The sequence below is a fragment of the Falsiroseomonas sp. genome (assembly GCF_041690465.1).
Lineage (GTDB): Bacteria > Pseudomonadota > Alphaproteobacteria > Acetobacterales > Acetobacteraceae > Falsiroseomonas.
In genome coordinates, this window is the sequence record NZ_JAWLHG010000005.1 from 109,045 (window position 1) to 134,385 (window position 25,341).

24 protein-coding genes are annotated in these 25,341 nt (G+C 71.1%); 11 read left to right on the plus strand and 13 right to left on the minus strand.

Translation table 11 applies throughout. The features are described from left to right. The 6 genes from ACESM1_RS07920 to hpxZ all read left to right on the plus strand — a co-directional run bounded on the left by ACESM1_RS07920 (nucleotide 1) and on the right by hpxZ (nucleotide 8,111). On the plus strand, nucleotides 1-1,875 hold the full coding sequence (locus ACESM1_RS07920; RefSeq protein ID WP_372619163.1) for an HlyD family efflux transporter periplasmic adaptor subunit: 1,875 nt from the start codon (nucleotides 1-3) through the stop codon (nucleotides 1,873-1,875). Nucleotides 1,876-1,879: 4 nt separating this feature from the next. Then, nucleotides 1,880-4,027, plus strand: a complete 2,148-nt coding sequence (locus tag ACESM1_RS07925; protein ID WP_372619164.1) for a hypothetical protein — start codon at nucleotides 1,880-1,882, stop codon at nucleotides 4,025-4,027. A gap of 64 nt (nucleotides 4,028-4,091) precedes the next feature. Then, complete coding sequence (locus tag ACESM1_RS07930) at nucleotides 4,092-6,071, plus strand: hypothetical protein (protein WP_372619165.1); 1,980 nt, start codon at nucleotides 4,092-4,094, stop codon at nucleotides 6,069-6,071. Between the two features lie 63 nt (nucleotides 6,072-6,134). After that, nucleotides 6,135-6,338 carry a DUF4089 domain-containing protein gene (locus ACESM1_RS07935; RefSeq protein ID WP_372619166.1) on the plus strand — a complete coding sequence of 68 codons (204 nt, stop codon included), beginning with the start codon at nucleotides 6,135-6,137 and terminating at the stop codon, nucleotides 6,336-6,338. Beyond that, entirely contained in the window at nucleotides 6,335-7,729 is a 1,395-nt protein-coding gene (locus ACESM1_RS07940) for an AtzE family amidohydrolase (RefSeq protein ID WP_372619167.1), read from the plus strand. Before ACESM1_RS07935 ends, ACESM1_RS07940 begins: the two co-directional genes overlap by 4 nt. A 4-nt stretch (nucleotides 7,730-7,733) precedes the next feature. Continuing rightward, complete coding sequence (hpxZ, locus tag ACESM1_RS07945; protein ID WP_372619168.1) at nucleotides 7,734-8,111, plus strand: oxalurate catabolism protein HpxZ; 378 nt, start codon at nucleotides 7,734-7,736, stop codon at nucleotides 8,109-8,111. A 15-nt stretch (nucleotides 8,112-8,126) separates the two neighbouring features. Here the strand turns inward: hpxZ and ACESM1_RS07950 are convergent, their stop codons facing one another. The 8 genes from ACESM1_RS07950 to ACESM1_RS07985 form a co-directional block, all read right to left on the minus strand. Next, nucleotides 8,127-8,972, minus strand: a complete 846-nt coding sequence (locus tag ACESM1_RS07950; RefSeq protein WP_372619169.1) for a universal stress protein — start codon at nucleotides 8,970-8,972, stop codon at nucleotides 8,127-8,129. Nucleotides 8,973-9,097: 125 nt separating this feature from the next. Next, nucleotides 9,098-9,649, minus strand: a complete 552-nt coding sequence (locus tag ACESM1_RS07955) for a hypothetical protein (RefSeq protein ID WP_372619170.1) — start codon at nucleotides 9,647-9,649, stop codon at nucleotides 9,098-9,100. After that, nucleotides 9,646-10,014, minus strand: coding sequence for a hypothetical protein (locus ACESM1_RS07960; RefSeq protein WP_372619171.1), 369 nt, complete (start codon nucleotides 10,012-10,014; stop codon nucleotides 9,646-9,648). Before ACESM1_RS07960 ends, ACESM1_RS07955 begins: the two co-directional genes overlap by 4 nt. Nucleotides 10,015-10,177: 163 nt before the next feature. Continuing rightward, entirely contained in the window at nucleotides 10,178-11,575 is a 1,398-nt protein-coding gene (gene lpdA / locus ACESM1_RS07965) for a dihydrolipoyl dehydrogenase (protein ID WP_372619172.1), read from the minus strand. Between the two features lies 1 nt (nucleotide 11,576). After that, nucleotides 11,577-12,809: a dihydrolipoamide acetyltransferase family protein gene (locus tag ACESM1_RS07970; RefSeq protein WP_372619173.1), complete on the minus strand. Its 1,233-nt coding sequence runs from the start codon at nucleotides 12,807-12,809 to the stop codon at nucleotides 11,577-11,579. A 7-nt stretch (nucleotides 12,810-12,816) separates the two neighbouring features. Further along, nucleotides 12,817-13,830, minus strand: coding sequence for an alpha-ketoacid dehydrogenase subunit beta (locus ACESM1_RS07975; protein WP_372619174.1), 1,014 nt, complete (start codon nucleotides 13,828-13,830; stop codon nucleotides 12,817-12,819). Nucleotides 13,831-13,833: 3 nt separating this feature from the next. Continuing rightward, nucleotides 13,834-15,066 carry a thiamine pyrophosphate-dependent enzyme gene (locus ACESM1_RS07980; RefSeq protein ID WP_372619175.1) on the minus strand — a complete coding sequence of 411 codons (1,233 nt, stop codon included), beginning with the start codon at nucleotides 15,064-15,066 and terminating at the stop codon, nucleotides 13,834-13,836. 123 nt (nucleotides 15,067-15,189) lie between these two features. After that, complete coding sequence (locus tag ACESM1_RS07985; RefSeq protein ID WP_372619176.1) at nucleotides 15,190-15,693, minus strand: ferritin-like domain-containing protein; 504 nt, start codon at nucleotides 15,691-15,693, stop codon at nucleotides 15,190-15,192. 152 nt (nucleotides 15,694-15,845) lie between these two features. On the opposite strand from ACESM1_RS07985, the gene ACESM1_RS07990 reads away from it, so the two are divergent. Beyond that, nucleotides 15,846-18,176: a penicillin acylase family protein gene (locus ACESM1_RS07990; protein ID WP_372619177.1), complete on the plus strand. Its 2,331-nt coding sequence runs from the start codon at nucleotides 15,846-15,848 to the stop codon at nucleotides 18,174-18,176. Further along, the gene (locus ACESM1_RS07995; RefSeq protein WP_372619178.1) at nucleotides 18,173-19,144 is read left to right on the plus strand and encodes a dienelactone hydrolase family protein; all 972 of its coding nucleotides are present in this window, start codon (nucleotides 18,173-18,175) and stop codon (nucleotides 19,142-19,144) included. The genes ACESM1_RS07990 and ACESM1_RS07995 overlap by 4 nt, the downstream gene beginning before the upstream one ends. Here the strand turns inward: ACESM1_RS07995 and ACESM1_RS08000 are convergent. The 3 genes from ACESM1_RS08000 to ACESM1_RS08010 all read right to left on the minus strand — a co-directional run bounded on the left by ACESM1_RS08000 (nucleotide 19,071) and on the right by ACESM1_RS08010 (nucleotide 20,752). Continuing rightward, complete coding sequence (locus ACESM1_RS08000) at nucleotides 19,071-19,646, minus strand: inner membrane-spanning protein YciB (protein ID WP_372619179.1); 576 nt, start codon at nucleotides 19,644-19,646, stop codon at nucleotides 19,071-19,073. The two genes, ACESM1_RS07995 and ACESM1_RS08000, sit on opposite strands and share 74 nt — an antisense overlap. A gap of 30 nt (nucleotides 19,647-19,676) precedes the next feature. After that, nucleotides 19,677-19,865, minus strand: a complete 189-nt coding sequence (locus ACESM1_RS08005; RefSeq protein ID WP_372619180.1) for a DUF3008 family protein — start codon at nucleotides 19,863-19,865, stop codon at nucleotides 19,677-19,679. A gap of 86 nt (nucleotides 19,866-19,951) precedes the next feature. Then, nucleotides 19,952-20,752: an SDR family NAD(P)-dependent oxidoreductase gene (locus ACESM1_RS08010; protein WP_372619181.1), complete on the minus strand. Its 801-nt coding sequence runs from the start codon at nucleotides 20,750-20,752 to the stop codon at nucleotides 19,952-19,954. 103 nt (nucleotides 20,753-20,855) lie between these two features. Between ACESM1_RS08010 and ACESM1_RS08015 the strand changes: the two genes are divergently transcribed. Together ACESM1_RS08015 and ACESM1_RS08020 are read left to right on the plus strand one after the other, a co-directional pair. Beyond that, entirely contained in the window at nucleotides 20,856-21,419 is a 564-nt protein-coding gene (locus tag ACESM1_RS08015; RefSeq protein ID WP_372619182.1) for a carboxymuconolactone decarboxylase family protein, read from the plus strand. A gap of 11 nt (nucleotides 21,420-21,430) precedes the next feature. After that, nucleotides 21,431-22,363: an SMP-30/gluconolactonase/LRE family protein gene (locus ACESM1_RS08020; protein WP_372619183.1), complete on the plus strand. Its 933-nt coding sequence runs from the start codon at nucleotides 21,431-21,433 to the stop codon at nucleotides 22,361-22,363. Here the strand turns inward: ACESM1_RS08020 and ACESM1_RS08025 are convergent, their stop codons facing one another. Further along, complete coding sequence (locus ACESM1_RS08025; protein WP_372619184.1) at nucleotides 22,364-23,437, minus strand: mandelate racemase/muconate lactonizing enzyme family protein; 1,074 nt, start codon at nucleotides 23,435-23,437, stop codon at nucleotides 22,364-22,366. Nucleotides 23,438-23,529: 92 nt separating this feature from the next. On the opposite strand from ACESM1_RS08025, the gene ACESM1_RS08030 reads away from it, so the two are divergent. Then, entirely contained in the window at nucleotides 23,530-24,498 is a 969-nt protein-coding gene (locus tag ACESM1_RS08030; RefSeq protein ID WP_372619185.1) for a Bug family tripartite tricarboxylate transporter substrate binding protein, read from the plus strand. A 7-nt stretch (nucleotides 24,499-24,505) separates the two neighbouring features. Here ACESM1_RS08030 and ACESM1_RS08035 read toward each other — a convergent pair whose 3' ends face one another. Next, a complete protein-coding gene (locus ACESM1_RS08035; protein WP_372619186.1) occupies nucleotides 24,506-25,297 on the minus strand; it encodes an alpha/beta fold hydrolase in 792 nt (263 codons plus the stop codon). Nucleotides 25,298-25,341 lie beyond the last annotated feature (44 nt).

The following is a 25,341-nucleotide window of genomic DNA, read 5'->3' on the forward strand; positions in this document are numbered from 1 at the left end:
ATGTCGATCGCCGAGGACTCCAAGCGTCCCGCCCCTGCCCCGCAGGAAGGACCCAAGCTGCGGCTGGTGGTGCCGCAGACCGAGGAGGCCGCGCTCTGGGCCTCCTTCGCCGGCGCGAGCCAGGCGAGCGAATTCTGCCACGCCTGGCTCGGCATCCAGTGCCGTACGGTGCCGGATGCGGTGAGCGGCCTGCTGCTGCTGCAGGAAGGCCGCGGGCGCTTCACCCCGGCAGCGGTCTGGCCGGACCGTGCGCGCGACGTCACGCACCTGGCGAAGGCCGCGCAGCAGGCACTGTCCGAAAAGCGCGGCATCGTCCTGCCCGGCCGCGACGGCACCTCGGAAGTCGCCTATCCGCTGGAACTCGACGGTGCGGTGCAGGGCGCGGTGGTGCTGGAGCTGCGCGCCTCCGGCACGGCGCTGCAGACCGCGCTTCGCCAGCTGCATTGGGGCGCGGGCTGGCTCGAGACGCTGTTCCGCCGCCGCCAGGCCTCGCTGGATGGCGAGCAGCTGCGCCGCACGGCGGTCGCGCTCGATGTCGTGGCGGTGGCCGGCGAACATGCCCGGCTGCACGCCAGCTCGGTGGCGGTGGCGACCGATCTCGCGACGCGGCTCGGCTGCCGGCGCGTCTGCCTCGGGCTGACCAGACGGCGCGGCGCGAAGCTGGTTGCGATCTCGCACGCCGCGTGGTTCGAGGAGAAGGCGCAGACCGTCGCCGCCATCGAGGCGGCGATGGAGGAAGTGCTCGATCAGGATAGCGCCGTGGTGCTGCCCGCCCTGCCGGAGACCGCACGCCGCATCTCGCTCGCCGCCGCCGAGCTCGCGCGGCTTTCGGGCGCGACCTCGGTGGCAGGCGTGCCATTGACCAGCGGCGCGCGAACCATCGGCGTGCTCACCCTTGAACGCGAAGGAGACCAGCCCTTCGACGCCACCACGCTTCGCATGCTCGAGGCGGTGGGCCATGCGCTTGGCCCCGTCGTCGCGGCGAAGGCCGATGCCGAGAAGCTGGTCACCGGCCGCATCGTCACCGCGATGGGCGACGCGCTGCGCGCCGTCTTCGGGCCCCGCCGGCCAGCGCTGAAGCTCGCACTGGCCGCCGCGGTGGCTGCGATCGCCTGGCTCGCGCTTGCCACCGGCGAGTTCCGCGTGGCCGCGCGGGCGGCGATCGAGGGCTCCGTGCAGCGGGCTGCCGTGGCGCCCTTCGAGGGCTTCGTCGCCACCGCCCCGGCGCGTGCCGGCGACATCGTCGAGGAAGGCCAGATCCTCGCCACGCTGGACGACCGTGAGCTCGCGCTGGAAGCGGCACGCTGGCGTGCCGAGCGCGAACAGCAGCTGCTGCGCTACCAGGAAGCGCTCGGCAAGCAGGACCGCGCCCAGGCCCGCATGCTCGCCGCGCAGGTGCGGCAGACGGAAGCGCAGCTCGCGCTGGTGGAAGGCAAGCTGGAGCGCGCCCGCATCCGCGCGCCGTTCCGTGGCGTGGTGGTGTCGGGCGACCTCTCGCAGCAGCTCGGCGCACCGGTGGAAACCGGCAAGGTGCTGTTCGAGATCGCGCCGCTCGAAGGGTTCCGCGTCGTGCTGCGGGTGGATGAGCGCGACATGCGCTACGTGGCCGAAGGGCAGGGTGGGCAGCTGGTGCTCACCGGCCTCGCCGGCGAAGCCTTCCCGGTCAGCGTCACCAAGGTGACGCCGGTCGCCAATGCGCAGGATGGCCGCAACGTCTTCCGCGTGGAGGCGACCGTCACGGACGCACAGGCGCGGCTGCGGCCGGGCATGGAAGGTGTCGCCAAGCTGGCGGTCGAGGAGCGCTCGTTGGTCTGGATCTGGACCCGCAGCCTGATCGACTGGGTGCGGATGAGCCTCTGGACCTGGCTGCCCTGAGCAGATGGCCGAGGCATTCCTCAGCGCGGATTGGCATCGCGTCGCGCGGCTGAAGCCGCGGCTGCGATCTCACGTGAAGATCCACCGGCACCGCTACCGCGGGCACACCTGGTACGTGCTGCAGGACCACGCCTCCGGCCGCCACCACCGCTTCAGCCCCTCCGCCTATTCACTCGCCGGCATGATGGATGGCGAGCGGACGGTGGACGATCTGTGGAAGGAGCTCGTTGCGCAGCTTGGCGACGATGCGCCGACCCAGACCTCGGTGGTGAACCTGCTGTCGCAACTGCACGCGGCCGACCTGCTGCAGACCGATGTGGCGGCGGACCCGGCCGAGATGCTGCAGCGGCGTGGCAAGCAGCAGCGGCGCAAGGTGATGCAGCGCGCCGGCAACCCGATCGCGATCCGCATCCCGCTCTGGGATCCCGACCGCTTCCTGGTCGCCACGCTGCCCTTCCTGCGGCCGCTGATGTCGCGCTTCGGTGCGCTGGTCTGGCTCGCCGTGGTCGGCTTCGGCCTGCTGCTCGCCGGGATGCACTGGGAGGAGCTGACCGCCAACTTGGCCGACCGCGTGCTGACGCCGGACGGGCTGCTGCTGGTTGCGCTGGTCTTTCCCGTCCTCAAGCTGCTGCACGAGCTCGGGCACGCCTATGCCACGCGGGCCGGCGGCGGCGAGGTGCACGAGATGGGCGTGATGATGATCGCGCTCGCCCCGGTTCCCTATGTGGATGGCTCTGCCTCCGCGGCCTTCCGCAGTAAGTGGCGGCGTGCCGGCGTCGGCGCGGCCGGCGTGATCGTGGAGGCGTTCATCGCCGGCCTGGCGATGATCGCCTGGACATTGCTGGAGCCCGGGCTCGCGCGCGCCATCTGCTTCAACGTGATGCTGGTCGCCGGCGTCTCGACGGTGGTGTTCAACCTGAATCCGCTGATGCGGCTCGACGGCTACTTCATCGCGTGCGACTTGCTGGAGATCCCCAATCTCGGCGGCCGGGCCAACAAATGGTGGGGCTGGCTCGCCGAGCGGAAGCTGTTCGGCGCGGACGTCGAGGAGCCGAACGCGACGGCGTGGGAGCGGTTCTGGTTCGCGCTGTACGCGCCGACCTCCTTTGCCTGGCGCATCGGCGTGATCATCGGCATCGCGCTGTTCGTCGCCGAGAGCTTCTTCGTCATCGGCGCCCTGATGGCGATTGCCGGCATCCTGATGAGCGTCGTCTGGCCGATGGCCAAGGCGCTCTGGCATGTCGGCACCAGCCCGCGGCTGCACCTGAAGCGTAGCCGGGCCATGGCCATGACCTTCGGCGGCCTGGTGGCGGCCGCGCTGCTGCTGACGGTCGTGCCGGCACCGCTGCGCACCACGACGGAGGGCGTGCTCTGGCTGCCGGAGGAAGCGATCGTGCGCGCCGGCAGCGACGGCTTCGTTCGCCTCGTCGCCACCGCGCCCGGCAGCTGGGTGGGAAGAGGCACGCCGCTGGTGCAGGCGGAGCATCCCGATCTCGTGGCCGAGGCCGCGGTGCTGCGCGCACAGATCGAGGCGCTGCGCGCGCGGCTCGACTCCGAGCAGTTCACCGATCGTGTCCAGGCCGGCGTCACGCGGCAGGAGATCGCGCTGAAGACCGCCGAACTCGCCCGCGCCGAGGAGAGGCTGTCGGCACTGCTGGTGCTGAGCGCCGCCGAGGGCACCTTCCGCGTGCCGCGCGCCGAGGACCTGCCTGGCCGCTATGTGAAGCGCGGCGATGTGCTCGGCTTCGTCACGCAGCCGACCGCCAACCTCGCACGCGTGGTGGTGCCGCAGGCGGATATCGAGCTGGTGCGGGAGCGGCTGGAAGGCGTCGAGGTGAAGCTGCCCGGCCGCATCTGGGAACCGCTGCCCGCCCGGCTCGTGCGCGAGGTGCCGGCGGCGTCCGACACCTTGCCGAGCCGCGCGCTCTCGGTGGAGGGCGGTGGCCGCTTCGCCGCCGATCCGGCCGCGTCCGGCGAGAACCCGCGGAGCCTGGAGCGGCTGTTCCAGTTCGACCTGGCGCTGCCCGAAGCCGCGGTGCCCGAGGGCTTCGGCGCCCGCGTCTTCGTGCGCTTCGACCATGGTGTCGAGCCGCTTGGCGTGCAGTGGTGGCGGCGCGTGCGGCAGCTGGTGCTGGCGCGCCTGCAGCTCTGATGATGCCCTCGGACGCCGGGCACCGCGCTCGCGGCCTCTGCGCGCCCGAAGCGCGGCGGGCCGCATGAGCGCGGAGCGCCTCAAGCCCTGGCGCACCGAGGAGCGCCAGTCCGGCCCCTATCCCGAACGCGCGGAGCGCGACCCCAACCTTGCCGATCGTGCGCTGATGGCGTGGGGCGAAGCGTTGGCGCGCGGTCTCGGCCATCGCCGCCGGATGCTGGAACGCTTCTGCGACCTGGTGGACGCCGCGGAGCCGGAGGTGCAGGCGCTGACCGATGACGGCTTGCGCGACGCCGCGCAGGCGCTCCGGCCGCTTTTCCTGCGACACGGCCTGCGCGACGACCTGCTGGTGCGCTGCTTCGCGCTCGCGCGGGAGGGCAGCCGGCGCGTGCTCGGGAAACGGCACTACCGCGTACAGCTGATGGGCGGCCGCGCGCTGGTGGAAGGCTGGCTCGCCGAAATGGCGACGGGCGAGGGCAAGACCATCACGGCCGGCCCGCCTGCCATCGCCGCGGCGCTGGCTGGCCTGCCGGTGCATGTCGTCACTGTCAACGACTACCTGGCCGAGCGCGACGCCGGGATTGTCATGCCACTCTACGAGATGTTCGGACTCAGCGTCGGCATCTGCCGCCACGGCCAGGAACCGCCGGAACGGCGCGCCGCCTATGCCGCCGACATCACCTACGGCGCCAACAAGGAGATCGCCTTCGATTACCTGCGTGACCGCATCGCGCTCGGCCGCCGCCGCCACCGCGCGGGGCGGGCGGTTCAGGCGGTGCTCCGCGATGGCGCCGCCGCGCCGTTGCTGCTGCGCGGCCTCGGCTTCGCCATCGTGGACGAGGCCGACAGCGTGCTGGTGGACGAGGCGCGCACGCCGCTGATCATCTCGGCCGAGGCGGGGGGCGAGGACGACGGCGCGACCTATGCGCTCGCCCTGCAGATCGCCTCGCGGCTCAACGAGGGGCCGCACTACGAGCTGATGCGCGCGCGCCACTTGGTGCGGCTGACGGATGCCGGCCGCGCGCGGGTCGAGCAGGACTCCCGGCTGCGCGGCGGCCTCTGGGCGATCCGCCGCGCCCGGGAGGAACTGGCCGAGCAGGCGCTCGCGGCGCTGCATCTCTACCAGCGCGGCCAGCAATACGTGCTGGCCGAGGGCAAGGTGCAGATCGTGGATGAGTACACCGGCCGCATCGCCGATGGCCGCACCTGGCAGCGCGGCCTGCATCAGCTGATCGAGGCGAAGGAGGGCGTGGAGCTGAGTGGCCGGCGCGAGACGCTGGCCCGCATCACCTACCAGCGCTTCTTCCGCCGCTACCTGCGCCTGTCCGGCATGACCGGCACCGGTTGGGAGCTCTCGGGCGAATTGCGCGCCGTGTACGGCCTGCCGGTCGTGCGCATCCCGCTGAACCGGCGCAGCCGCCGGCGCGATCTCGGCGCGCGGCTGCTGCCGACGATGGATGCGAAATGGGACGCGGTGGCCGAGGCCGCCCGGACGATGAGCGCCACCGGCCGGCCCGTGCTGATCGGCACCAAGAGTGTCGAGGCGTCGCAGCAGCTTTCCATGCGGCTCCATGCGCTCGGCCTGGCGCACAGCGTGCTGAACGCGCACTTCGACAAGGAGGAGGCGGAGATCGTCGCGCGCGCCGGCGAGCGAAACCGCATCACCGTCGCGACCAACATGGCCGGCCGCGGCACCGACATCCATCTGGGCGAAGGCATGGAGGAACTTGGCGGCCTGCACGTGATCGTGGCCGAGTACCATGACAGCCCGCGCATCGATCGCCAGCTGATCGGTCGTGGTGCGCGGCAGGGCAATCCGGGCAGCTTCGAGGCCATCGTCAGCCTGGAGGACGAGTTGTTCCGCAAGCATGGCGGCGGCCGCGCGGCGCAACTTGCGCGGCTGCTGCCGGGTGGCGGCGTCGTCCTGCTGCGGCGCGTCTCGCAATGGCGGGCCGAGGCGATGCATGCCGGCACGCGCCGCCAGACGCTGCGTTCGGACACCGAGACGCGGAAGCAGCTGGGCTTCGCCGGCCTGCCGGAGTAGCGGCTTCCCCGATCGCAGGCGCTCGGCCACTATGCTGCACCGCACAGTGGAGCCGGCCGCCGCATGAGTGACCCTGCCCCCTTTGACGCCGAGGCCTATGCCCGTGCCGCGGCCGCGCTGGTCGGCCTGCCGCTCGATGCGCGCCATCTGCCCGGCGTTGCCGCCAACCTGCGCATCGCAGCGCGCATGGCGGCGGCCCTCGAGGGCATGCCGCTCGGGCCGGCGGACGAGCCGGCGCCCGTCTTCGTGGCGGCGCCGGCCCGATGAGGCGTGCCGCCGAGACGGCCCTCGCCATCCGCAGCGGGCGGCTGCGCGCCGCGGCAGTGGTGGAGCAGACGCTCGCCGACATTGCGGCGCAGGATGAGGCGCTGAACGCCTTCACCGAGGTCACCGCCGCACGTGCCCGTGCCGAGGCCGCCGCGGTGGATGCCGCCGTCGCGGCGGGGCGCGACCCGGGGCCGCTCGCCGGCGTGCCGTTCGCGGTGAAGAACCTCTACGACCTGGCGGGCATCGCCACGCTGGCCGGCTCGGTCATCGAGCGCGACCGGCCGCCGCCGTCGCGCGATGCCTTCCTGGTGCGGCAACTGCACGCGGCGGGGGCGGTGTGTCTCGGCGCGCTCAACATGGATGAATACGCCTTCGGCTTCACCACCGAGAACAGCCATCACGGCCCGACGCGCAACCCGCACGACACGGCACGGATCGCGGGCGGTTCCTCCGGCGGGTCGGCGGCGGCGGTGGCGGCGGGGATGCTGCCGATCGCGCTCGGCACCGACACCAACGGCTCGATCCGCGTGCCCGCCTCGCTCTGCGGCATCTTCGGGCTGAAGCCGACCTATGGTCGGCTGTCGCGCAGCGGCGCCTATCTGTTCGCGGCCAGCCTCGACCATGTCGGCCCCTTCGCGCGCGACGTGGCCGACCTGGCGCTGGCCTATGACGCGCTGCAGGGTGCGGATGCGGACGACCCCGTGCAGCAGCGGCGTGCGGCGGAGCCTGTCTCCGCCCACCTCCGCGCCGGCGTCGCGGGATTGCGCATCGCCGTCGCCGGTGGGCATTTCGCCCGCAACGGGCGTGCCGAATCCGTTACGGCGGTCGAGATAGTGTCGCGCGCCCTCGGCGCCACCGCGCAGGTCGAGATCCCGGACATCGCGCGGATCCGCGCTGCCGCCTCACTGATCACCATGGCGGAAGGCGGTAACCTGCACATGCCCGACTTGCGCACACGGCCCGACGATTTCGATCCGCTGACGCGCGACCGCTTCCTCGCCGGCGCGCTGCTGCCGGCGCACTGGCTCTTGCAGGCACAACGCGTCCGCGCCGCCTGTCGCAACGCGGTGCTGAAGCTGTTCGAGGCGGTGGACGTCATCCTCACCCCCGCCACGCCCTTTGCCGCCACACCGATCGGCCAGGACATGATCGAGATCGATGGCGAGCGCATTCCGCTGCGGCCGGCGCTCGGCGCCTTCACCCAGCCGATCTCCTGCCTCGGCCTGCCGGCGATGACGGTGCCGCTGGCCGCCCCCGCCGCCGCGGGCACCGGCGGGCTGCCGATCGGCGTGCAACTGGTTGCCGCGCCCTGGCGCGAGGACACCCTGTTCCGTGTCGCCGGCGCGCTGGAGCGCGCCGGCGTTGTCGCATCACCCGAGCCGCCGAGGTAAGCCCGTGGAGATCAACCACCCCGAGACACTGGCCGAGGTCACCGAAGCCTTCCGGCGCTACGAGCAGGCGCTGGTGACCAACGACGTCGCCGTGCTCGACGAGCTGTTCTGGGAAAGCCCGCACACCATCCGCTACGGCGCCGGCGAGAACCTCTATGGTGCCGCGGAGATTCAGGCCTTCCGCGCTGCACGCCCCGGCACCGGGCTGGAACGCACGCTGGAACGCACGGCGATCACCACCTATGGCCGCGACTTCGCCACCGCCAACACGCTGTTCCGCCGCGGCGAAAAGCTCGGCCGGCAGAGCCAGACCTGGGCGCGCATCCCCGGCCTCGGCTGGCGCGTGGTTTCGGCGCATGTGAGCATGATGGCGCCGGGCTGAGCCCGGCGCGGCCGGTCAGTGCGACATCACCACCGGCACCGTCATCTGGCCGAGCAGCGTGCGCGTGGCGCCACCGAGCACCAGTTCGCGCAGCCGTGAATGGCCGTATCCGCCCATCACGATCAGGTCTGCGCCGAGATCGGCGGCCTCGTTCAGCAGCATGTCGCCGGCGCTGATCTCGGCGCCGGCGATGCGGCGCACGGTGACCTGAAGGTCGTGGCGGGCGAGGTGCAGCGCGATGTCCGCCCCGGGCTCCTCGCCGTGGCCGTCCGGCGTCGCCTGGGCGTTGATCGTCAGCACGGTCACGTTCTCGGCGCCCTTCAGCAGCGGCAGGGCATCGTTCACCGCGCGCGCGGCCTCCCGGCTGGCGTTCCAGCCGACCAGCGCACGCCGCCCGACGCTGCCGCCGGCCCAGATCGAGGGCACCACCAGCACCGGCCGGCCGCTGGTGAACAGCGCGGCCTCTACCGCCGCAGCGGCGCCCGGATTGCTGCCGTCGGGATTGGCCTGGCCGACCACCACCAGGTCCACGTAGCGGCCGTGCAGCGCGACCTGCGCGGCCGTGGTGCCCTCCGCCTCCCGCCACTCGCCGGCGATGCCGTCGCGCCGCAGTTTCTCCCGGAACACCGGGGCCACGCGCGCCGCCGCCGCCAGCGAATCCTCCCGCATGGCAGTGATCAGCTCCGCCGTGACGGCACCGCCGCCGACATCGCCGCCCGCGAAGACCGGCAGCGGCACATCCACCACGTAGAGCCCGACGAGATGCGCCGAAAGCCGTCGAGCAAGGTCTGCCGCCAGGTCCAGCCTCGCCGTCGAGGCGGCGGTTCCGTCGAGATGCACCAGGATGTCGCGGATCGTCACGGTAGCCTCCTTCAAGGCGTCAGTCCCAAGAGCTTACCACCGTTGGTGGCTCCCGCCTTGATGCGCATCAATGGGAACGCTCCCGCGCGAGCCTCGTCGAGACCCGATGGGGTGCCAGGGCAGCTTCAGTTGCCGCCCGAAGCGGAGCCGCCTCGCTGCGGCATCATCGCGATCGCCGGCCGGTCGAGGTCGAAGGTTCGACCGCCGATGCGCGCGGCATCGGCCAGCAGCACCGCGTGACGCGGCCCGACCCGGACGACCTCACCACGGAGCTGTATTTGGCTGCCGCGACGCAGATCCATGTTGCGCACGTTCTGGCCGAGATCCGCGACAAGACGCCGGCCCTCCGATGTCTCGACCACCACCAGATGGTTCGGCGTCTGCTCGCCGCGCACACGCACCTGGCGTACCTGGACGATGCGGCCTGATTCGCGCGTGTACTGGGACGGAGCGCGCGATTGCTGCTGCCAGCCGCCCTGCCCCTGGCCCTGCCGGGACTGGGACTGCGGGGATTGCTGCGCAAGCGCCGGCCCAGCCATGAGAGCCGCCGAGGCGGCGATTGCGAGAAGCTTGCTCTTCAAGGTCATCGGAAGAACCTCCAGAAGCCGGAAATCGAATTTCAGCCGATTGGCGAGACTGCCGCGCCCACACGCGGCGCAGGCGGGAGCGCGGCTCACCAGCCCCAGTCGTAGTAGCCGCGGTAGTCGCGATAGAGGCCACCATAGCCGCCATACCCGCGATAGCCGGCCATGTCGGACCGCTCTTCCATGCGATTATAGTAGTCCTCCATCGCCTCGGTGACGTAGATGCTCTCATCGTCGAGCTCGTCGGTGCGGCTCTCCATGCGGTCGTAGTATTCTTCCGTGCCGCCGCGGTAGGCGCCGCCGTAGCCGCCCCCGTACATCGTGCTGCGGTCGTAGGGGCCATAGCCGTAGCCATAGCCACCCCATTGGGCGGAGACGGGACCTGGCGCCGCAAGGAACGATGCCGCCACGACGACGGCGGCCGTGGCTTTCAGTACATTCTGAATCCTGGCGTTCATCGGCCTGCTCCACTATCTGCGTGTCGGATGTCCTGGGCACGCGGCGCATTGGCACGATGGCCATGTGGCCTGTTGCCGGACATTCCAGCGAACGCCTCGACGCATAGGCGGTTTGGCGATCCGCCGGCGGAAGCAATCGGCCCCTGCTCGGCAGGATCGCGCCTCAACCGTGCGGCGCTTGGCCGAGCGCCTTGCGCGCCGCGTCCTGCACCGCCTCGCCCCGCGTCGGGTGGGGATGGATGGTCCCCACGATGTCGTCCAGCCTGGCGCCCATCTCCAGCGCCAGGGCGAAGCCGGAAGCCAGCTCCGAGACGCCGGCACCGACCGCCTGAAGGCCGAGCAGCAGGTGGTTGTCGGCGCGCGCCACCACGCGCACGAAGCCTCCGTCGTCATCCTCCGTCAGCGCGCGCCCATTTGCGGAGAAGGGGAACTGGCCCACCCGCACCTCCTGCCCCGCCGCGCGTGCCTCGGCAGGCGAGGCGCCGACCGAGACCACCTCCGGTTCGGTGAAGCAGATCGCCGGGATCGCCACCGGGTCGAAGGCGCGCCGCGCGCCGGCGATCACTTCCGCGACCATGCCGCCCTGCGCCATGGCCCGATGCGCCAGCATCGGCTCGCCGGTGACGTCGCCGATCGCCCATACGTTGCGCATGGAGGTTGCGCAGCGCGCGTCCACGCGGATGAAGGGGCCCGCCATGGCGAGATCCAGGGTCTCCAGCCCGAAGCCGCGCGTGCAGGGCCGGCGGCCGGCGGCGACCAGCACGGCATCGGCCGCGATGCCGCGCTCCGCGCCGCCCGGCAGCGCGACGCGCAGCGCCGTGCCATCGGCCGAGAGGCCGCGCGCCTCCGCGCCGGTCAGGACGTCCATGCCCAGGCGTTCCATCCGCCGCAGCACCGGGCGCGTGAGATCGGCGTCCCAGGCGGGCAGGATGCGCTCCGCCGCCTCCACGACCGCGACCTCGGCACCGAGCCGTGCGAAGGCCATGCCGAGTTCCAGCCCGATATAGCCGGCACCGACCACCGCCAGGCGCTTCGGCATTTCGGTGAGCGACAGCGCCTCGGTGGAGGAGATCACCTTGCCGCCGAAGGGCAGCGCGGCCAGTTCGACCGGCTCCGACCCGGTGGCGAGCAGCACATGCTCCGCGCGGATGGTCTGCGTGCCGGTGTCGGTCTCGACGCGGCAGGTCTTGCCGTCCAGCAGCACCGCCTGGCCGTGCAGGATGCGCACGCGGCTCTGCTTCAGCAGCGATGCGACGCCGGCGTTGAGGCGGTCCACGATGCCGTCCTTCCATTCGACCGCCTGGCGGAGATCGAGTTCCGGCGGGCCTGCGCGCAGCCCGAAGGCGGAGCCGCGCGCATGGTCGGCGGCACGGCCGAATTCTGCCGCGACATGGATCAACGCCTTTGACGGGATGCAGCCGACGTTGAGGCAGGTGCCACCGAGCCGCCCGCGCTCCACCAGCACGGTGTCCAGGCCGAGCTGCCCGGCACGGATCGCCGCGGTGTAGCCGCCGGGGCCGCCGCCGATGACGAGCAGGCGCGCGGTCATCGCCTCCGCCATTTCAGCCCTCCATGAACAGCAGCGCGGGCGTCTCGATCAGCTCCCGGATGCGCTGGATGAAGGCGGCGGCATCGTGGCCATCCACCACGCGATGGTCGAAGGAGGAGGAGAGGTTCATCATCCGCCGCGGCACGAAGCCGCCATCGCGCCAGACGGGGCGGATGACCATGCGGTTCACGCCGACGATCGCCACTTCCGGCATGTTGATCACCGGCGTCGCCGCGATGCCGCCGAGCGCGCCGAGGCTGGTCAGCGTGATGGTGGACCCGCCCAGCTCCTCGCGCGTGGCGAGGCCCTGGCGGGCGGCCTCCGCCAGCCGCCGCGCCTCGGCCGCGCAGTCATGCAGGTCGCGCGCCTCGGCATGGCGGATGACGGGCACCATCAGGCCGGAGGGCGTCTGGGTGGCGATGCCGAGATGCACCGCACCGAAGCGACGGATCACCTCCGCCTCGTCATCGTAATGCGCGTTCATCTGCGGGAAGTCGGCGCAGGCCTTGACGATGGCGCGCATCAGGAAGGGCAGGGGGGTGAGCTTCGGCTTGTCTCCGGCGCTGGCGTTCAGCGCCGCGCGCAACTCCTCCAGCGTGGTGACGTCCAACTCCTCCACATAGGAGAAATGGGCGACGCGCCGCGTCGCCTCGGCCATGCGCTGGGCGATGCGGCGGCGCAGGCCGGTGATGCGGACCTCCTCGATGTCGTCGCGGCGCGACGGCGTTGCGCGCGTGGCCGCGCCGCCGCGCAGGAAGGCCTCGAGATCCTCGTGCAGGACGCGCCCGGCCGGGCCGCTGCCGCGCAGCTGGCGCAGGTCCACGCCCGCCTCGCGCGCGCGGTGGCGCACCGCGGGCGAGGCGATCGGCTTGTCGCTTGCCGCACGTTGCACATGGCGCGTCGGCGGCACGGTGGGCGCGGGTTCCGGCCGGGGCGCCGGCCGCGGTGCCGGCGGTTCCTGTGGGGGCGGCACGCGTTCCGGCGCGGGCGGCGGCGCGGCCTCGGGCGGACCGGCGACCTCCAGCCGGATCAGCTCGCTGCCCACGGCAAGCAGGCTGCCGACCTCGCCGCCGAGCGCGGCGACCTTGCCGCCGAAGGGGGCGGGGATCTCCACCGTCGCCTTGTCGGTCATCACCTCGGCGAGCGGCTGCTCCTCGCGCACCAGGTCGCCGACCTGCACATGCCAGGCGACGAGCTCCGCCTCGGCGATGCCCTCGCCGATGTCGGGTACCTTGATGACGCGCATGGCCACCTCACGCCTCCAGCACGGCGCGCAACGCGCGGCCGACGCGGTCGGGGCCGGGGAAGTAATCCCACTCCTGCGCATGCGGGTAGGGCGTGTCCCAGCCCGTCACGCGCAGGATCGGCGCCTCGAGGTGGTGGAAGCAGCGCTCCTGCACCTGCGCCGAGAGCTCGGCGCCGAATCCGGAGGTGCGCGTCGCCTCGTGCAGGATGACGCAGCGGCCGGTCCTGCGCACCGAGCGCTCGATCAGCTCCACGTCGAGCGGCACCAGCGTGCGCAGGTCGATGATCTCGGCATCCACGCCGGTCTCGTCCACTGCCGCCTCGGCGACATGCACCATCGTGCCGTAGGCCAGCACCGTCACAGCCTCGCCCTCGCGCCGCAGCACCGCGCTGCCGAGCGGGACCGTGTAGTGTCCGTCCGGCGTCTCGCCGAGCGGATGCTTCGACCAGGGCACCACCGGCTGGTCGTGGTGGCCGCTGAAGGGGCCGTTGTAGAGCCGCTTCGGCTCCAGGAAGATCACGGGGTCGTCATCCTCGATCGCGGCGATCAGCAGGCCCTTGGCGTCGTGCGGGTTGGAGGGGATGACGGTCTTCAGCCCGCAGACATGGGTGAACAGCGCCTCCGGGCTCTGGCTGTGGGTCTGGCCGCCGAAGATGCCGCCGCCGCAGGGCATGCGCACCACGATCGGCGCCGTGAAATCGCCGGCCGAGCGATAGCGCAGCCGGGCTGCCTCGGAGACGATCTGGTCATAGCCAGGATACATGTAGTCGGCGAACTGGATCTCCGCGACCGGGCGCAGGCCATAGGCGCCCATGCCGACGGCGACGCCGACGATGCCGGATTCCGAGATCGGCGTGTCGAAGCAGCGCGAGGGACCGTATTTGCGCTGCAACCCCTCCGTGACACGGAAGACGCCGCCGAAGAAGCCGACATCCTCGCCGAACACGACGACGCGCGCGTCGCGCGCCATCATCACGTCCATTGCGTCGCGGATCGCCTCCACCATCGTCCTGCGCGGCATGGCTCAGACCCCCATCTCCTGGCGCTGCTCGCGCAGGTGGCGGGGCATCTCCCTGAACACGTCCTGGAAGATGGCGGCGGTGCTGGGCTTCGGGCCGGTGTGCAACGTGCCGTGGCGTTCGGCCTCGCGTGCGGCCGCCAGCACCTCCTCCTCCACCTCGGCCTGTAGTTGCGTGTGGCGCTGTTCGGTCCAGTCGCCGCGCACGATGAGGTGCTTCTTCAGCCGCTCGATCGGGTCGCCGAGCGGCCAGGCGTCGGATTCCTCCTTCGGACGGTAGCGGGAAGGATCGTCGGAGCTGGAATGCGGGCCGGCGCGATAGGTGACCCATTCGATCAGCGTCGGGCCGAGGTTGCTGCGCGCGCGCTCCACCGCCCAGTCTGCCACCGCGCGCACCGCGAGATAGTCATTGCCGTCCGCACGCAGCGAGGGAATGCCATAGCCATGCGCGCGCGCGGCGAAGGTGGTGCTCTCGCCGCCGGCGACCGCCTGTGGCGACGAGATCGCCCACTGGTTGTTGACCACGTTCAGGATCACCGGCGGACGATAGACGGAAGCGAAGACCAGCGCCGCGTGGAAGTCGCTCTCCGCCGTGGATCCCTCGCCGATCCAGCCCGCCGCGATGCGCGTGTCGCCGCCTATGGCGGAGGCCATCGCCCAGCCCACAGCCTGCACGTATTGCGTGCCGAGATTGCCGGACACCGAGAAGAACCCTGCATCCTTCACCGAATAGAGCACCGGCATCTGCCGTCCGCGCAACGGGTCCTGCTCGTTCGAGAAGATCTGGTTCATCATCGTCACCAGCGGGTAGTCCTGCGCGATCAGCAACCCTTGCTGGCGATAGGTGGGGAAGTTCATGTCGCCCTTCTCGAGCGCCGTCTGGAAGGCGCAGGCGATCGCCTCCTCCCCCGTGCACATCATGTAGAAGGAGGTCTTGCCCTGGCGCTGCGCCATCATCATGCGCGTGTCGAAGGCGCGCACCGTCAGCATCGCGCGCAGCCCCTGCTTCAGCGCCTCGGCATCGAGCGACGGCGCCCAGGGGCCAACCGCCTCGCCCTGCCGGTTGAGCACGCGCACGATGGAATAGGCGAGGTCGTGGATCTCATGCGCCGGCACATCGACCGGCGGCCGCCGCACCTTGCCGGCCTGCGGAATCTGCAGCCGGCTGAAATCCGGCGCATCGCCGGGCCGCGCGGGCGGTCCAGGAACCGTGAGGGACAGCGGCTTGCGCTCGGTCATCGCATGCTCCCCGTGGCGCGCCGGCCCGGCGCCGTCGCGGCGCCGGGCCGTGCCCGCTACCCCACAACGCAAACGACCCGGAGGTGTTTCGGACCTCCGGGCCGTCCGGGCAGGGGCGGCTGGTCAGGCCGCCTTGCGGTTCACGCGGCTTTCGGCGATCGCGGTCAGCTTGCGGTCCGTTGCGTGCTCCTCATCGAGCGTCTGCTGCAGCACGCTGGCGCAGTCCTGCCGCCCCAGCTGCTTGGCGAAGGCGACCAGCGTGCCGTAGCGCGTGATCTCGTAATGCTCGACGGCCTGCGCGGAGGAGATGATGGCCGCATCGATCACGTCATTGTCGTTGGCGACGCCGAGGATGTCCTTCGCCTCGTCCAGGATGCCGTTCATCGCATCGCAGGTCGTGCCCTTGGCGGTCTGGCCATGCATCTGGAACACCTGCTCCAGGCGCTTGATCTGATTCTTCGTCTCGGCCAGATGGCTCTGCAGCCCCTGCTTCAGCTGCGGATCGGTCGCCTTCTCGATCATCGTCGGCAGGTTCTTCTCGATCTGCTGCTCGGCGTAATACATGTCCTGCAGCGTGTGGACGAACAGGTCGTCAAGCGTCTTGATGGATTTCGAGAACAGGCCCATGGGAATGGCCTCCGTGGCTCGGGTGGATCTTGTGGCGGGAGCTGCCGCCCGGCTCGTGCCGTGCGGTCCCCCGTCATCGACGGAACGCTGCCCACACGCCGCGGGTTCGTGATCGGGACGGAACCGCCGGCTTCGCCGCCGGTTGGCCCGCCATGCTTCGGGCAGCACGCTCCTTCGCCATTCTCGCCGGCGCCCTGCTGAGGCAGGGCCGGCCACGGCCGCGCGACCTGGCGCAGCGCCTGGCAGCCATCCCGCTGGAGGATGCGCCGCTGGAACGGCCGGTGACGCTGCGCTGGAACCACCACCAGGTGCCCTGGATCGAGGCGGACGTGGATCATGACGTCGCGGTCGCACTCGGCGTCGTCCATGCGCATCTCCGACTCGGCCAGATGGAAGTGCTGCGCCACGTCGCGCTGGGCCGGACCGCGGAACTCGTCGGCCCGGTGGCGATCGATGTGGACCGTGCGCTGCGCAGCATCGGCATCACCCGCGCCGTACCCGGCATCCTGGCCGCCATGGCACCCGAGACGCGCCGCTGGCTCGACGGCTTCGTGACGGGGCTCAACCATCACGCGACGCGGTTGAAGGAACTGCCTCCGGACTGCGCATTGCTCGGCGGCGTCGGGCGCGAGCCTTGGACCGCCGAGGATGTGATGGCTGTCGGCCGCGCCGCCGTGGCCGACGTGAACTGGGTGCTCTGGCTGAAGCTGATGCGCCTGCGCCACGAGAGTGGCTGGCCGGACCTGTGGGAACGGCTGATGACGCATGGCACCGGCAGCGTGGCCAGCCTGTCCGGGCGCGACCCGGAGGCATTGTTCGGCAGCGCCATCGCACTCGCCGCCGCACGCTGCGGCAGCAATGCCTGGGCGGTGTCCGGCGGCGCTAGCGCCAGCGGCGGCGCGCTGCTCGCGAGCGATCCGCATCTTCCGATCACGCTGCCGAACATCTGGCTCGCCGCCGGCTATCGCTGCCCGAGCTACCACGTCGTCGGCCTCATGCTCCCGGGCCTGCCCTTCGTCGCGATCGGCCGGAACCCTTGGCTGGCCTGGGGTGGCACCAGCCCGCATGCGGCCGTGAGCGACCTGTTCGACCTCTCCGGCACGCCGGCCGAGATCACCGCGACGCGCGAGGAGGTGATCCGCGTGCGCGGCGGTGCGCCCGTGCGCACCACGCTGCGGGAGACGCGATGGGGCCCGCTGGTCTCCGATGCGCTGCCGATGCGCGGCGGACCTTTCGCGCTGCGTTGGGTCGGTCACGATGCCTCCGACGAACTGGGCGCGATGCTGGCCATGAACCGCGCGCGCAACTTCGATGCGTTCGCGGCTGCGGCCGAGATGATGGCCGTGCCGGGACAGAACTTCGTGGTCGCCGAGGCGGCAGGCGGCGTTGCGAAGCAGATCGCGGGCAAGTATCCCCGCCGTCCCGTTTCGCGCCGCGCCGCCGGGCTTACCGAGCCGCCCGAGGCGATCGCGCACTGGCAGGGTTTCGCCACCGCGCGTGACTTCCCGCCGGAACGCGACCCGCCGCGTGGCTTCGTCGTCTCGGCGAATGATCGGCCGGCGGAGATGCCTGTCCCCGTCAGCTTCTTCTTCTCGCCGGTGGACCGCGCCGAACGGCTGTCCCAGGTCCTCGCCGAGGCGCGACCGGTGACGCTGGACGCGATGGCCGAATTGCAGCGCGACGTGCGGGTAACCGGCTCGCTGGCCCTCCGCGACCGGCTACTGCGGATCGCCGGATCGTTGCGGGCGGACGCCGATGCGGCGTTGCGGCGGGACATGGATGCCGTGCTGCCTCTGATCGGGGCGTGGGATGGCAGCTATCCGGCGGACTCGCGCCCCGCCCTCGCCTTCGAGTTGCTGTTGGCGCATCTGAGCGAGCAGCGTCACAGCGAGATGGAACGCGCTCTCTATGCGGCGATCTGGACGGCGCGTACGCTGATCGCGCAGGACCTGGACAGCGCTGAGCCGGATGCGTTGCGCCGCGCGCTCGCGCTCGCGCTCCGCAAGGCGGCGCGGGATCTCGGGCGTTGGCGCGTCTGGGGCGACATCCATCGCCTGCGCATCGCCCATCCGCTTGGCACCGTGCCGGTTTTCGGGCGCCGCCTGATCTTCGCGGACCTGCCGGCGGGCGGCACCAGCGACGCCGTGATGAAGACGGCGCACCCGGCCGTGCCGCGCCCGCACCGCGCCTTCTTCGGCTCGATCGCGCGCTTCGTGACGGACCTGGCGGAGCCCGACTCCTCTCGCGTGGTGCTGCTGGGCGGACAGGATGGCTGGCTCGGCAGCGACACGCTTCTGGACCAGCTGCCGCTGTGGCGCGAGGGCGGCATGATCCGGATGCCAATGACGGCCGCGGGCGTCCAGGCCGGCTTTCCGCACCTTCAGACCCTGCAACCTCGCAACGGCGCGGCCCGCGATGCCGGCGCAGAGGAACGACCGTCCATCTCCCGGGTTGGAACAGCCCCAGGAGGCAATGCTGAATGACCAAAGTCGAGTTCCCGACACGCAATCCCTGGACGCTCTCGCAGGTCGTCACGGATCCGCACGGCTCGCCGATGACCGGTGGCGGCACGTTGTTCCTGCCGACCGGAATCGGGCAGGGCGAGCGCCGCTCGGCCGTCGTGGTGCTGGAGGGGCTTGGCGGCGTGATTCCGGAGCGCGAGCTCCGCTATGCGCGGATGCTGGCGAGGCAGGGGCACGTGGCGCTCGCGGTGGACACCTTCGGGCCGCGCCGCGCGCAGAAACTCAGCCACCCGCTGCGCGCGCTGCGCGTGACGGAAGCGGCGATGCTCGCCGACGCCTATGCCGCGCTGAACTGGCTGGCCGGGCTCTCCTTCGTGGATCGTGACCGCATCGCTGTGATCGGCTTCTCCTACGGCGCCATGGTCTCGACCTTCGCCGCCTATCGCCAGATTGCGGAGACCTATGCGCCGGACGGGCTGCGCTTCGCCGCCCACGCCTCCTATTACGGCTGCACGGTGGCACGCTTCACCGACCCGACCGCGACCGGCGCACCTGTCCGCCTGTTCATCGGCGGCCTCGACGAGAATGTCTGCGTGGAGCGCAGCCATGCGATCGCCGAAGACCTGCAGCGGGGCGGTGCGGATGCGCGCATCCATCTCTATCCCGAGGCATACCACCAGTGGGATTCCAAGGATCTGAAACCGCGATTCACCCGCTGGAGCCTGAAGCGCTACGCCTTCGTCGTCGAGCCCGACAACCGCGTCTGGGACATGCGCACGCGGCTCACGATGCGTGGGCCCGCGAGCCGCACCGCCATGCTGGTCGCCAACATGGATCCGCGCGGCTACCACATGCTGCGCGACGAGCAGATCCTCGCACAGTCCGATGCCGAGCTGCTTGCCTTCCTGGAGCAGACTATCGGTCGCGCGCCGCGGCAGCCCGGCTGCGTCGCGCCAGGGGAATCTGGCTCGCTGCAAACAGCAGGTTGAGCGAGACCACGCCAAAGGTCTTGAAGGCGACCCAGGTATCGGTCGAGAAGTTCAGCCGGACAACTTCGTTCAGCGCCGCCAGCGCGGCCAGGTAGACGATCGCCCGCCGGGTGAGGGTGCGCCATGCGTCGTCGGGCAACCGCAACTCCCGTCCGAAGGCGCGGCGAAGCGGCAGGCGGCCAATGGCCAACGCGACTGCCAAGGCCAAGGCGATCCCGCCATTCAGGATGGTCGGGCGCAGCTTGATCAGCCAGGGCTGCCCGAGGGCGAGCGTCAGCCCACCGAGGACCACCGCCAGCCCGGCGCTGACCAGCGGCAGCACCGGCAGGCGCCCTTCGTGCAGCAGCGCGTAGCCGCAGGAGAGAATGGCGGCGCCCATCAGGACGAGCGTCGCCGCGTAGATGTCCCAGATCGCGTTGGCGATGAAGAAGGCCAGCAGCGGTCCAAACTCCACCGCGACCCGCCGCGCCAGGGTGCGTCGCCTATCGCGCCCGGCCTGCATGGCCGCCCGTCCCTGGCCGAGCCGCGCCGCTCAGTCCTTGCTGTCCCGTTCCGGCAACTCCTTGCGCTCGGCGCTGGCCATGTCATGCAGCTCCTTCTCGCTCATGGATTCGACCATGCTGCGGGAGGCGCCTTTCAGGCTGGACTTCGGCTTCTCGCCGCGCTTGGCGGAGAGCGCCGCGCCGGCGGCCATCTGCTGCTTCTTCGACTTGGCGGGCATCGTCCAACCTCCTCGACGCGACCGGGGATGGGATCGCGTCAGACGTGCCGGAAACGCGCCTCGCCGACGCTCGTTCGCGCCGCCTGTCAGCCGCAACGCACGGTCATGCCACCATCCACCACCAGCTCCGTGCCGGTGATGAAGCGCGCCTCCTCCGAGGCGAGGAACAGCACGGCATTCGCGGTGTCGCGCCCGTCGCCGGCGAAGCCGAGCGGGATGCGGGCGAGGCGGCTGGCGACCAGCTTCTCCACGTCGCCGCCCGCGCGCTGGCCGGCCAGGCGGGCCTCCACCATCGGCGTGTGCATCTGGCCGGGCACCACGGTGTTCACGCGGATGCCCTTCGCCGCATACTGCATTGCGACCACGCGGGAAAGCTGGATCACGCCGGCCTTTGCGGCCGCATAGGCCACCTGCGCCGCGCCGGTCCAACGGATGCCGGAGGTCGAGGCCAGGTTCACGATGGCGCCGCCGCCCTGCATTTCCATCACCGGCAACACGTGCTTGCAGGTGAGAAAGACGCTCTTCAGGTTGGTGTCGATCTGCAGGTCCCAGATCTCCTCGGCCATCTCCACCGGCCCGCCGGCTGCCGAGCCGCCGACGTTGTTGACCAGCACGTCGATGCGGCCGTGCCGAGCCATCGTCTCCGCCACCATCCGGGCAATCGCGGCGCTTTCGGTGACGTCGCAGGACGCGGCTTCGAAGCGGCCACCTTCGGCGGTGATGCGCTCCGCCGTTTCGGTCATCGAATCCGGATTGCGGTCCAGGCCGAGCACGGTCGCGCCCTCGCGCGCCAGGCCCACTGCGATGGCGCGTCCATTGCCCCAGCCGGGTCCTATGCAGCCCGCACCGGTGACGATCGCGACCTTGCCGACGAAGCGCTGCGACATTCTGGACTCCCTATGGCCTTGTCTGCCCCGGCTCTGCCTCCGGCTTCCCGGTTTGGCAATGGCCCGATAGGGTGCTGCGCGTCAGCATGAACAGGAAGCATCCATGGCCCGCCTTGCCTTGCCGTCCGATGCGGAGATGACGCAGGCCCAGCGCGAGGCGTGCGGAGAGGCCATCTCCGGCCTGCGCGGCCGCGTGCCGGCGCCGATGATCGCCTGGATCCGCAACCCTGAACTCGCACGCCGCGCGCAGCGCCTCGGCGAGCTTCTGCGCTACCAGACCACGCTCGAGCCGCGACTTTCCGAACTCGCCATCCTGGTCTGCGCACGACACTGGACCTCGCACTACGAATGGACCGCGCACAAGCGCGAGGGGCTGAAGGCCGGCATGGACCCCAACGTGGTCGCCGCCATTGCCGCCCGTCGCCCGCCTGCCCTGCGCGATGCACGCGAGCAGGCGGTGTACGACGTGGCCGGCACGCTGCTCGCGACCGGGCGCGTGCCGGAGGCGCTGCACCGCCGCGGCACCGAGGCGCTGGGCGAGCGAGGCATGGTCGAGCTGGTCGGCCTGCTCGGCTACTACAGCCTGGTCGCGTTGACGCTGAACGCCTTCGAGATCGGGCTGCCCGAGGCCGCGGCACCGGAACTCGCCGACCCCGACCTCGCATGAGGAACGACATCATGTGGCAGGAAAGCCTCCGCTACCCCGATCCCGCGATCCGCATGCTCGATCCGCGCTTCCGCAGTCGTGTGCTGCCGCTGGCTTCGGTCGAGCGGCTGTTCACCGGGATGCGCTGGGCGGAAGGCCCGGTCTGGTTCGGTGACCATCGCTGCCTTCTGGTCAGCGACATCCCGAACGACCGCATCCTGCGCTGGGACGAGGAGACCGGCGCCGTCAGCACCTTTCGCCGCCCGAGTGGCAACGCCAACGGCAACACGCGGGATCACGACGGGCGCCTCATCACCTGCGAGCATGGCGGGCGCCGCGTCAGTCGCACGGAACACGACGGCAGCATCACCACTCTGGCCGACCGGGTGGAGGGCAAGCGGCTGAACTCGCCGAACGACGTGGTGGTGCATGCGGATGGCTCGATCTGGTTCACCGACCCTGATTTCGGCATCGCCGGCTACTATCAGGGCGAGGCGGCGCCGCAGGAGATGCCCGCCTGTGTATGGCGGATCGACGGCGCAACCGGGCGTATCACGATGGTGGCCGATGACGTGGCCGGGCCGAACGGGCTCGCCTTCTCGCCCGACTTCACCAGGCTCTACGTCATCGAATCCCGCGCTGAGCCGCGCGCCATCCGTGTCTTCGACGTCGCCGGGGAGCGGCTGCGCAACTCGCGCGTGCTGATCTCCGCGGGGCCGGGCACGCCCGACGGGTTCCGCGTGGATGTTGACGGCAACCTTTGGTGCGGTTGGGGCATGGGCGATCCCGAGCTGGACGGCGTGCGCGTCTTCGATCCCACCGGGGAGCCGATCGGCCATGTCGCGCTGCCGGAGCGCTGCGCCAATCTCTGCTTCGGCGGGCGGCACCGGAACCGCCTGTTCATGGCCGCGAGCCACTCCGTCTATGCGCTCTACGTCAACACGCAGGGCGCCCCCGGCGGCTGATCAGAAGACGGGCTCGAGCCCAAGACCCGGCGCGTCGGGAACCGAGATGAAGCCGTCCCGCGCCGCCAGTGCACTGCCGTACGGAGGCGCATCGAGGTCGGCGAAGTAGATCTCGACGGGTACCGCCTCCGGCGTCGCGGCCAGCAGGTGCAGCGTGGCGAGCAGGCCTGGGCCGAAATAGGGCGAGTGCGGCACCAGGCCGACACCGGCTGCGCGTGCGAGCCGCGCGATCTCCAGCATCGCCGAGAGGCCGCCATGCTTGGTCACGCTGGGCTGCGCGACATCCACCGCACCCGCGGCGAACAGCCGCTGGAAGTCGTCCGCCCCGCCAAGGTTCTCCCCGGCCGAGATCGAGCAGGGCGCGGCGCCGCGCAGCGTAGCCAGCGCGGCGAAATCCTCCGGTGGCCAGAGCGGTTCCTCGACCCAGCCGATGTTCATGCCGGCCACCGCCCGGCAGAAGCGCAGCGCTTCCTCCACGCTGTTCCACGCGCAGTTGATGTCAAGCATCAGCGGCACATCGGGCGGCGCGGCGTCGCGCGCGGCGCGGATACAGGCGAGGTCGATCTCGTGCAGCTTGACCTGCCGGTAGCCGCGCCGCAGCGCCTCCGCCGTGTTCCGCGCGACGAGCGCCGGCTCGCCGTACCGCAGCAGGCTGGCATAGGCCGGCACGCGCCCACGGGCGGCCTCGCCCAGCAGCGCATGCAACGGCTTTCCGGCACGCTTCCCTGCGATGTCCCAGAGCGCGATGTCGATCGCCGAGATGCCGAAGCTGACCGGGCCGTTGCGACCGAAATTGTGGAAGCGCCGATGCAGCAGCCGCGACAGCGCCGCGATGTCGCGCGAATCCTGGCCGATGCTGGCCGGCGCGAGCAGCCGCTCCACCGCAGCCTGCGTGGTGCGCGCCAATGTGAAGCCGAATCCCTCGCCCCAGCCATGCAGGCCGTCCTCGGTCTCCACGCGCACCAGCAGGGTCTCGATCTCGCGGAGCCGCAGATTGCCGCCGCTGCCATGCTCGCCGGCGCCGTAGCCGAAGGCGCTGCGGTGGATGCGGCTATCGACGCGCCTGATCCGCATGTCCTGCGCCTCCACTGGCTTTCGCCCGCTGCCGTGATAAGGGGATAGTCGCATTGTCTGGTCGGCCACAGAAGCCGGCGAAGGAGGAGAACATGCTGTTGCGATTTGCTGCCGGGGCGCTGCTCTGCGCCCTGTCCGCCCTGCCTGCCACCGCGCAGGAGGCATTCCCCAACCGAGCCATCCGCTTCATCGTGCCGTTCGCCGCCGGCGGGCCGAGCGACATCGTCGTGCGCCTGCTTGCGCCGAAGGTGAGCGCTACCCTCGGCCAGACGGTGGTGGTGGAGAACCGTGCCGGTGCGGGCGGCGTCACGGGCGTGGACGTCACCGCGAAAGCGGCGCCGGACGGCTACACCATCGCCATCGGCAGCGCCGGGGCGCTTGCCATCTCGCCCCGGCTCGGCCGCGGCACGCCGTACGATCCACTACGCGACCTGGCGCCGCTGACTCTGGCCGTCTCCGTGCCGGAGCCGCTGGTGGTGCCTGCGGCGATGCCCTACCGCACCATTCAGGAGCTCATCGCCGCCGCACGCGCCCAGCCCGGGCGGCTGAACTACGGCTCCACCGGCACCGGCAGCATGCCGCATCTGGCCGGCGAGCAGTTCCGCAACGCCGCCGGGCTCGACATGGTGCACGTCTCCTATCGCGGCGGTGGGCCGCTTGCGACGGCGCTGCTGCAGAACGAGGTGCAGGTCGGCTTCGCCGATCTTCCGGTGCTGCTGCCCCATATCCGCTCGGGCACGGTACGCGCCCTGGCGGTCGGCGCCCCACAGCGCCTGCCCTGGATCCCCGACGTGCCGACCATGGCCGAGGTCGGCCTGCCGAGCGTGGATGCGAGCAACTGGCACGGCATCGTCGCGCCGGCACAGGTGCCGGAGCCGATCCTCGCCAGGCTGCACGAGGCCGTGGCGGGAGCGATCCGCGATCCGGAGATCAACCGCCGCCTGCAGGACCTCGGCTCGATCCCCGGCGGCAACAGCCGCGCGGAGTTCACCGCCTTCATCCGCTCCGAGCTCGACAAGTGGGGCGAAGTGATCCGCCGCGCCAACATCACCGCGGACTGACGCGGGCTCAGGCGGGGATCGCATCCAGGAACCGCGCGATTTCCGCCGCGAGCAGTTCGGGCGTCTGGATCGCCATGAAGTGGCCGCTCGGCATCACGGCGTAGGTGGCGCCCGGCACGGCGGCGGCGACCTCCGCCACGCGGGCCGGTGGTCTTGTGCCATCGTGCTCGCCGGCCAGGATCAGAACGGGGCAGCGGATGCGTGCGAGCGGCGCGCGCATGTCGAGCCCCGCGAGCATGCGCATCGTCGCCGCCTGCCCTGCGGCGCTGGCGCCGAGGCGCTGCGCGCGCGTGGCGGCGAAGCGCGCGCCGTCGCCCCGCAGCACCGGCGGATAGCCCTGATCGAGCCCGGCATCCACCACGGCCCGCGTGCCCTCCCGCACCAGCTGGTCGGCGCGGTCGAGCAGCGCCTGGCGCGCCTCGGCCGGCACGCCGGTGGCCGGCGAGGTGGCGATCACGGCACGAATCCGCTCCGGGAAGGCGGCCGCGAGGTGCAGCGCCACCGCGCCTCCCACCGCCGTGCCGACCGCCACAACCGGCGCCCTTATGCCCAGCGCATCCATCAGCGCCACGGCGTCGCGGCCGGCGTCCTCCATGGTGAGCGGTGCGGCGGGCTTCTCCGAAAGCCCCGCCCCGCGCTGGTCGTAGCGCAGCACGCGGAAGCGGGGCAGCAGCAGCGGCAGGATGTGATCCCAGCTTTCCAGGCAGCCACCCATTTCGTGCAGCAGCAGCAGCGTTTCCGGCCCGTTGCCGAGCAGTTCATAGCGCAATGCGATGTCATGCGTCGTCAGCCAGGGCATTTGGCTGCTCCTCCCGCCGGTGTATGGCTGCAATCCGATGCCGG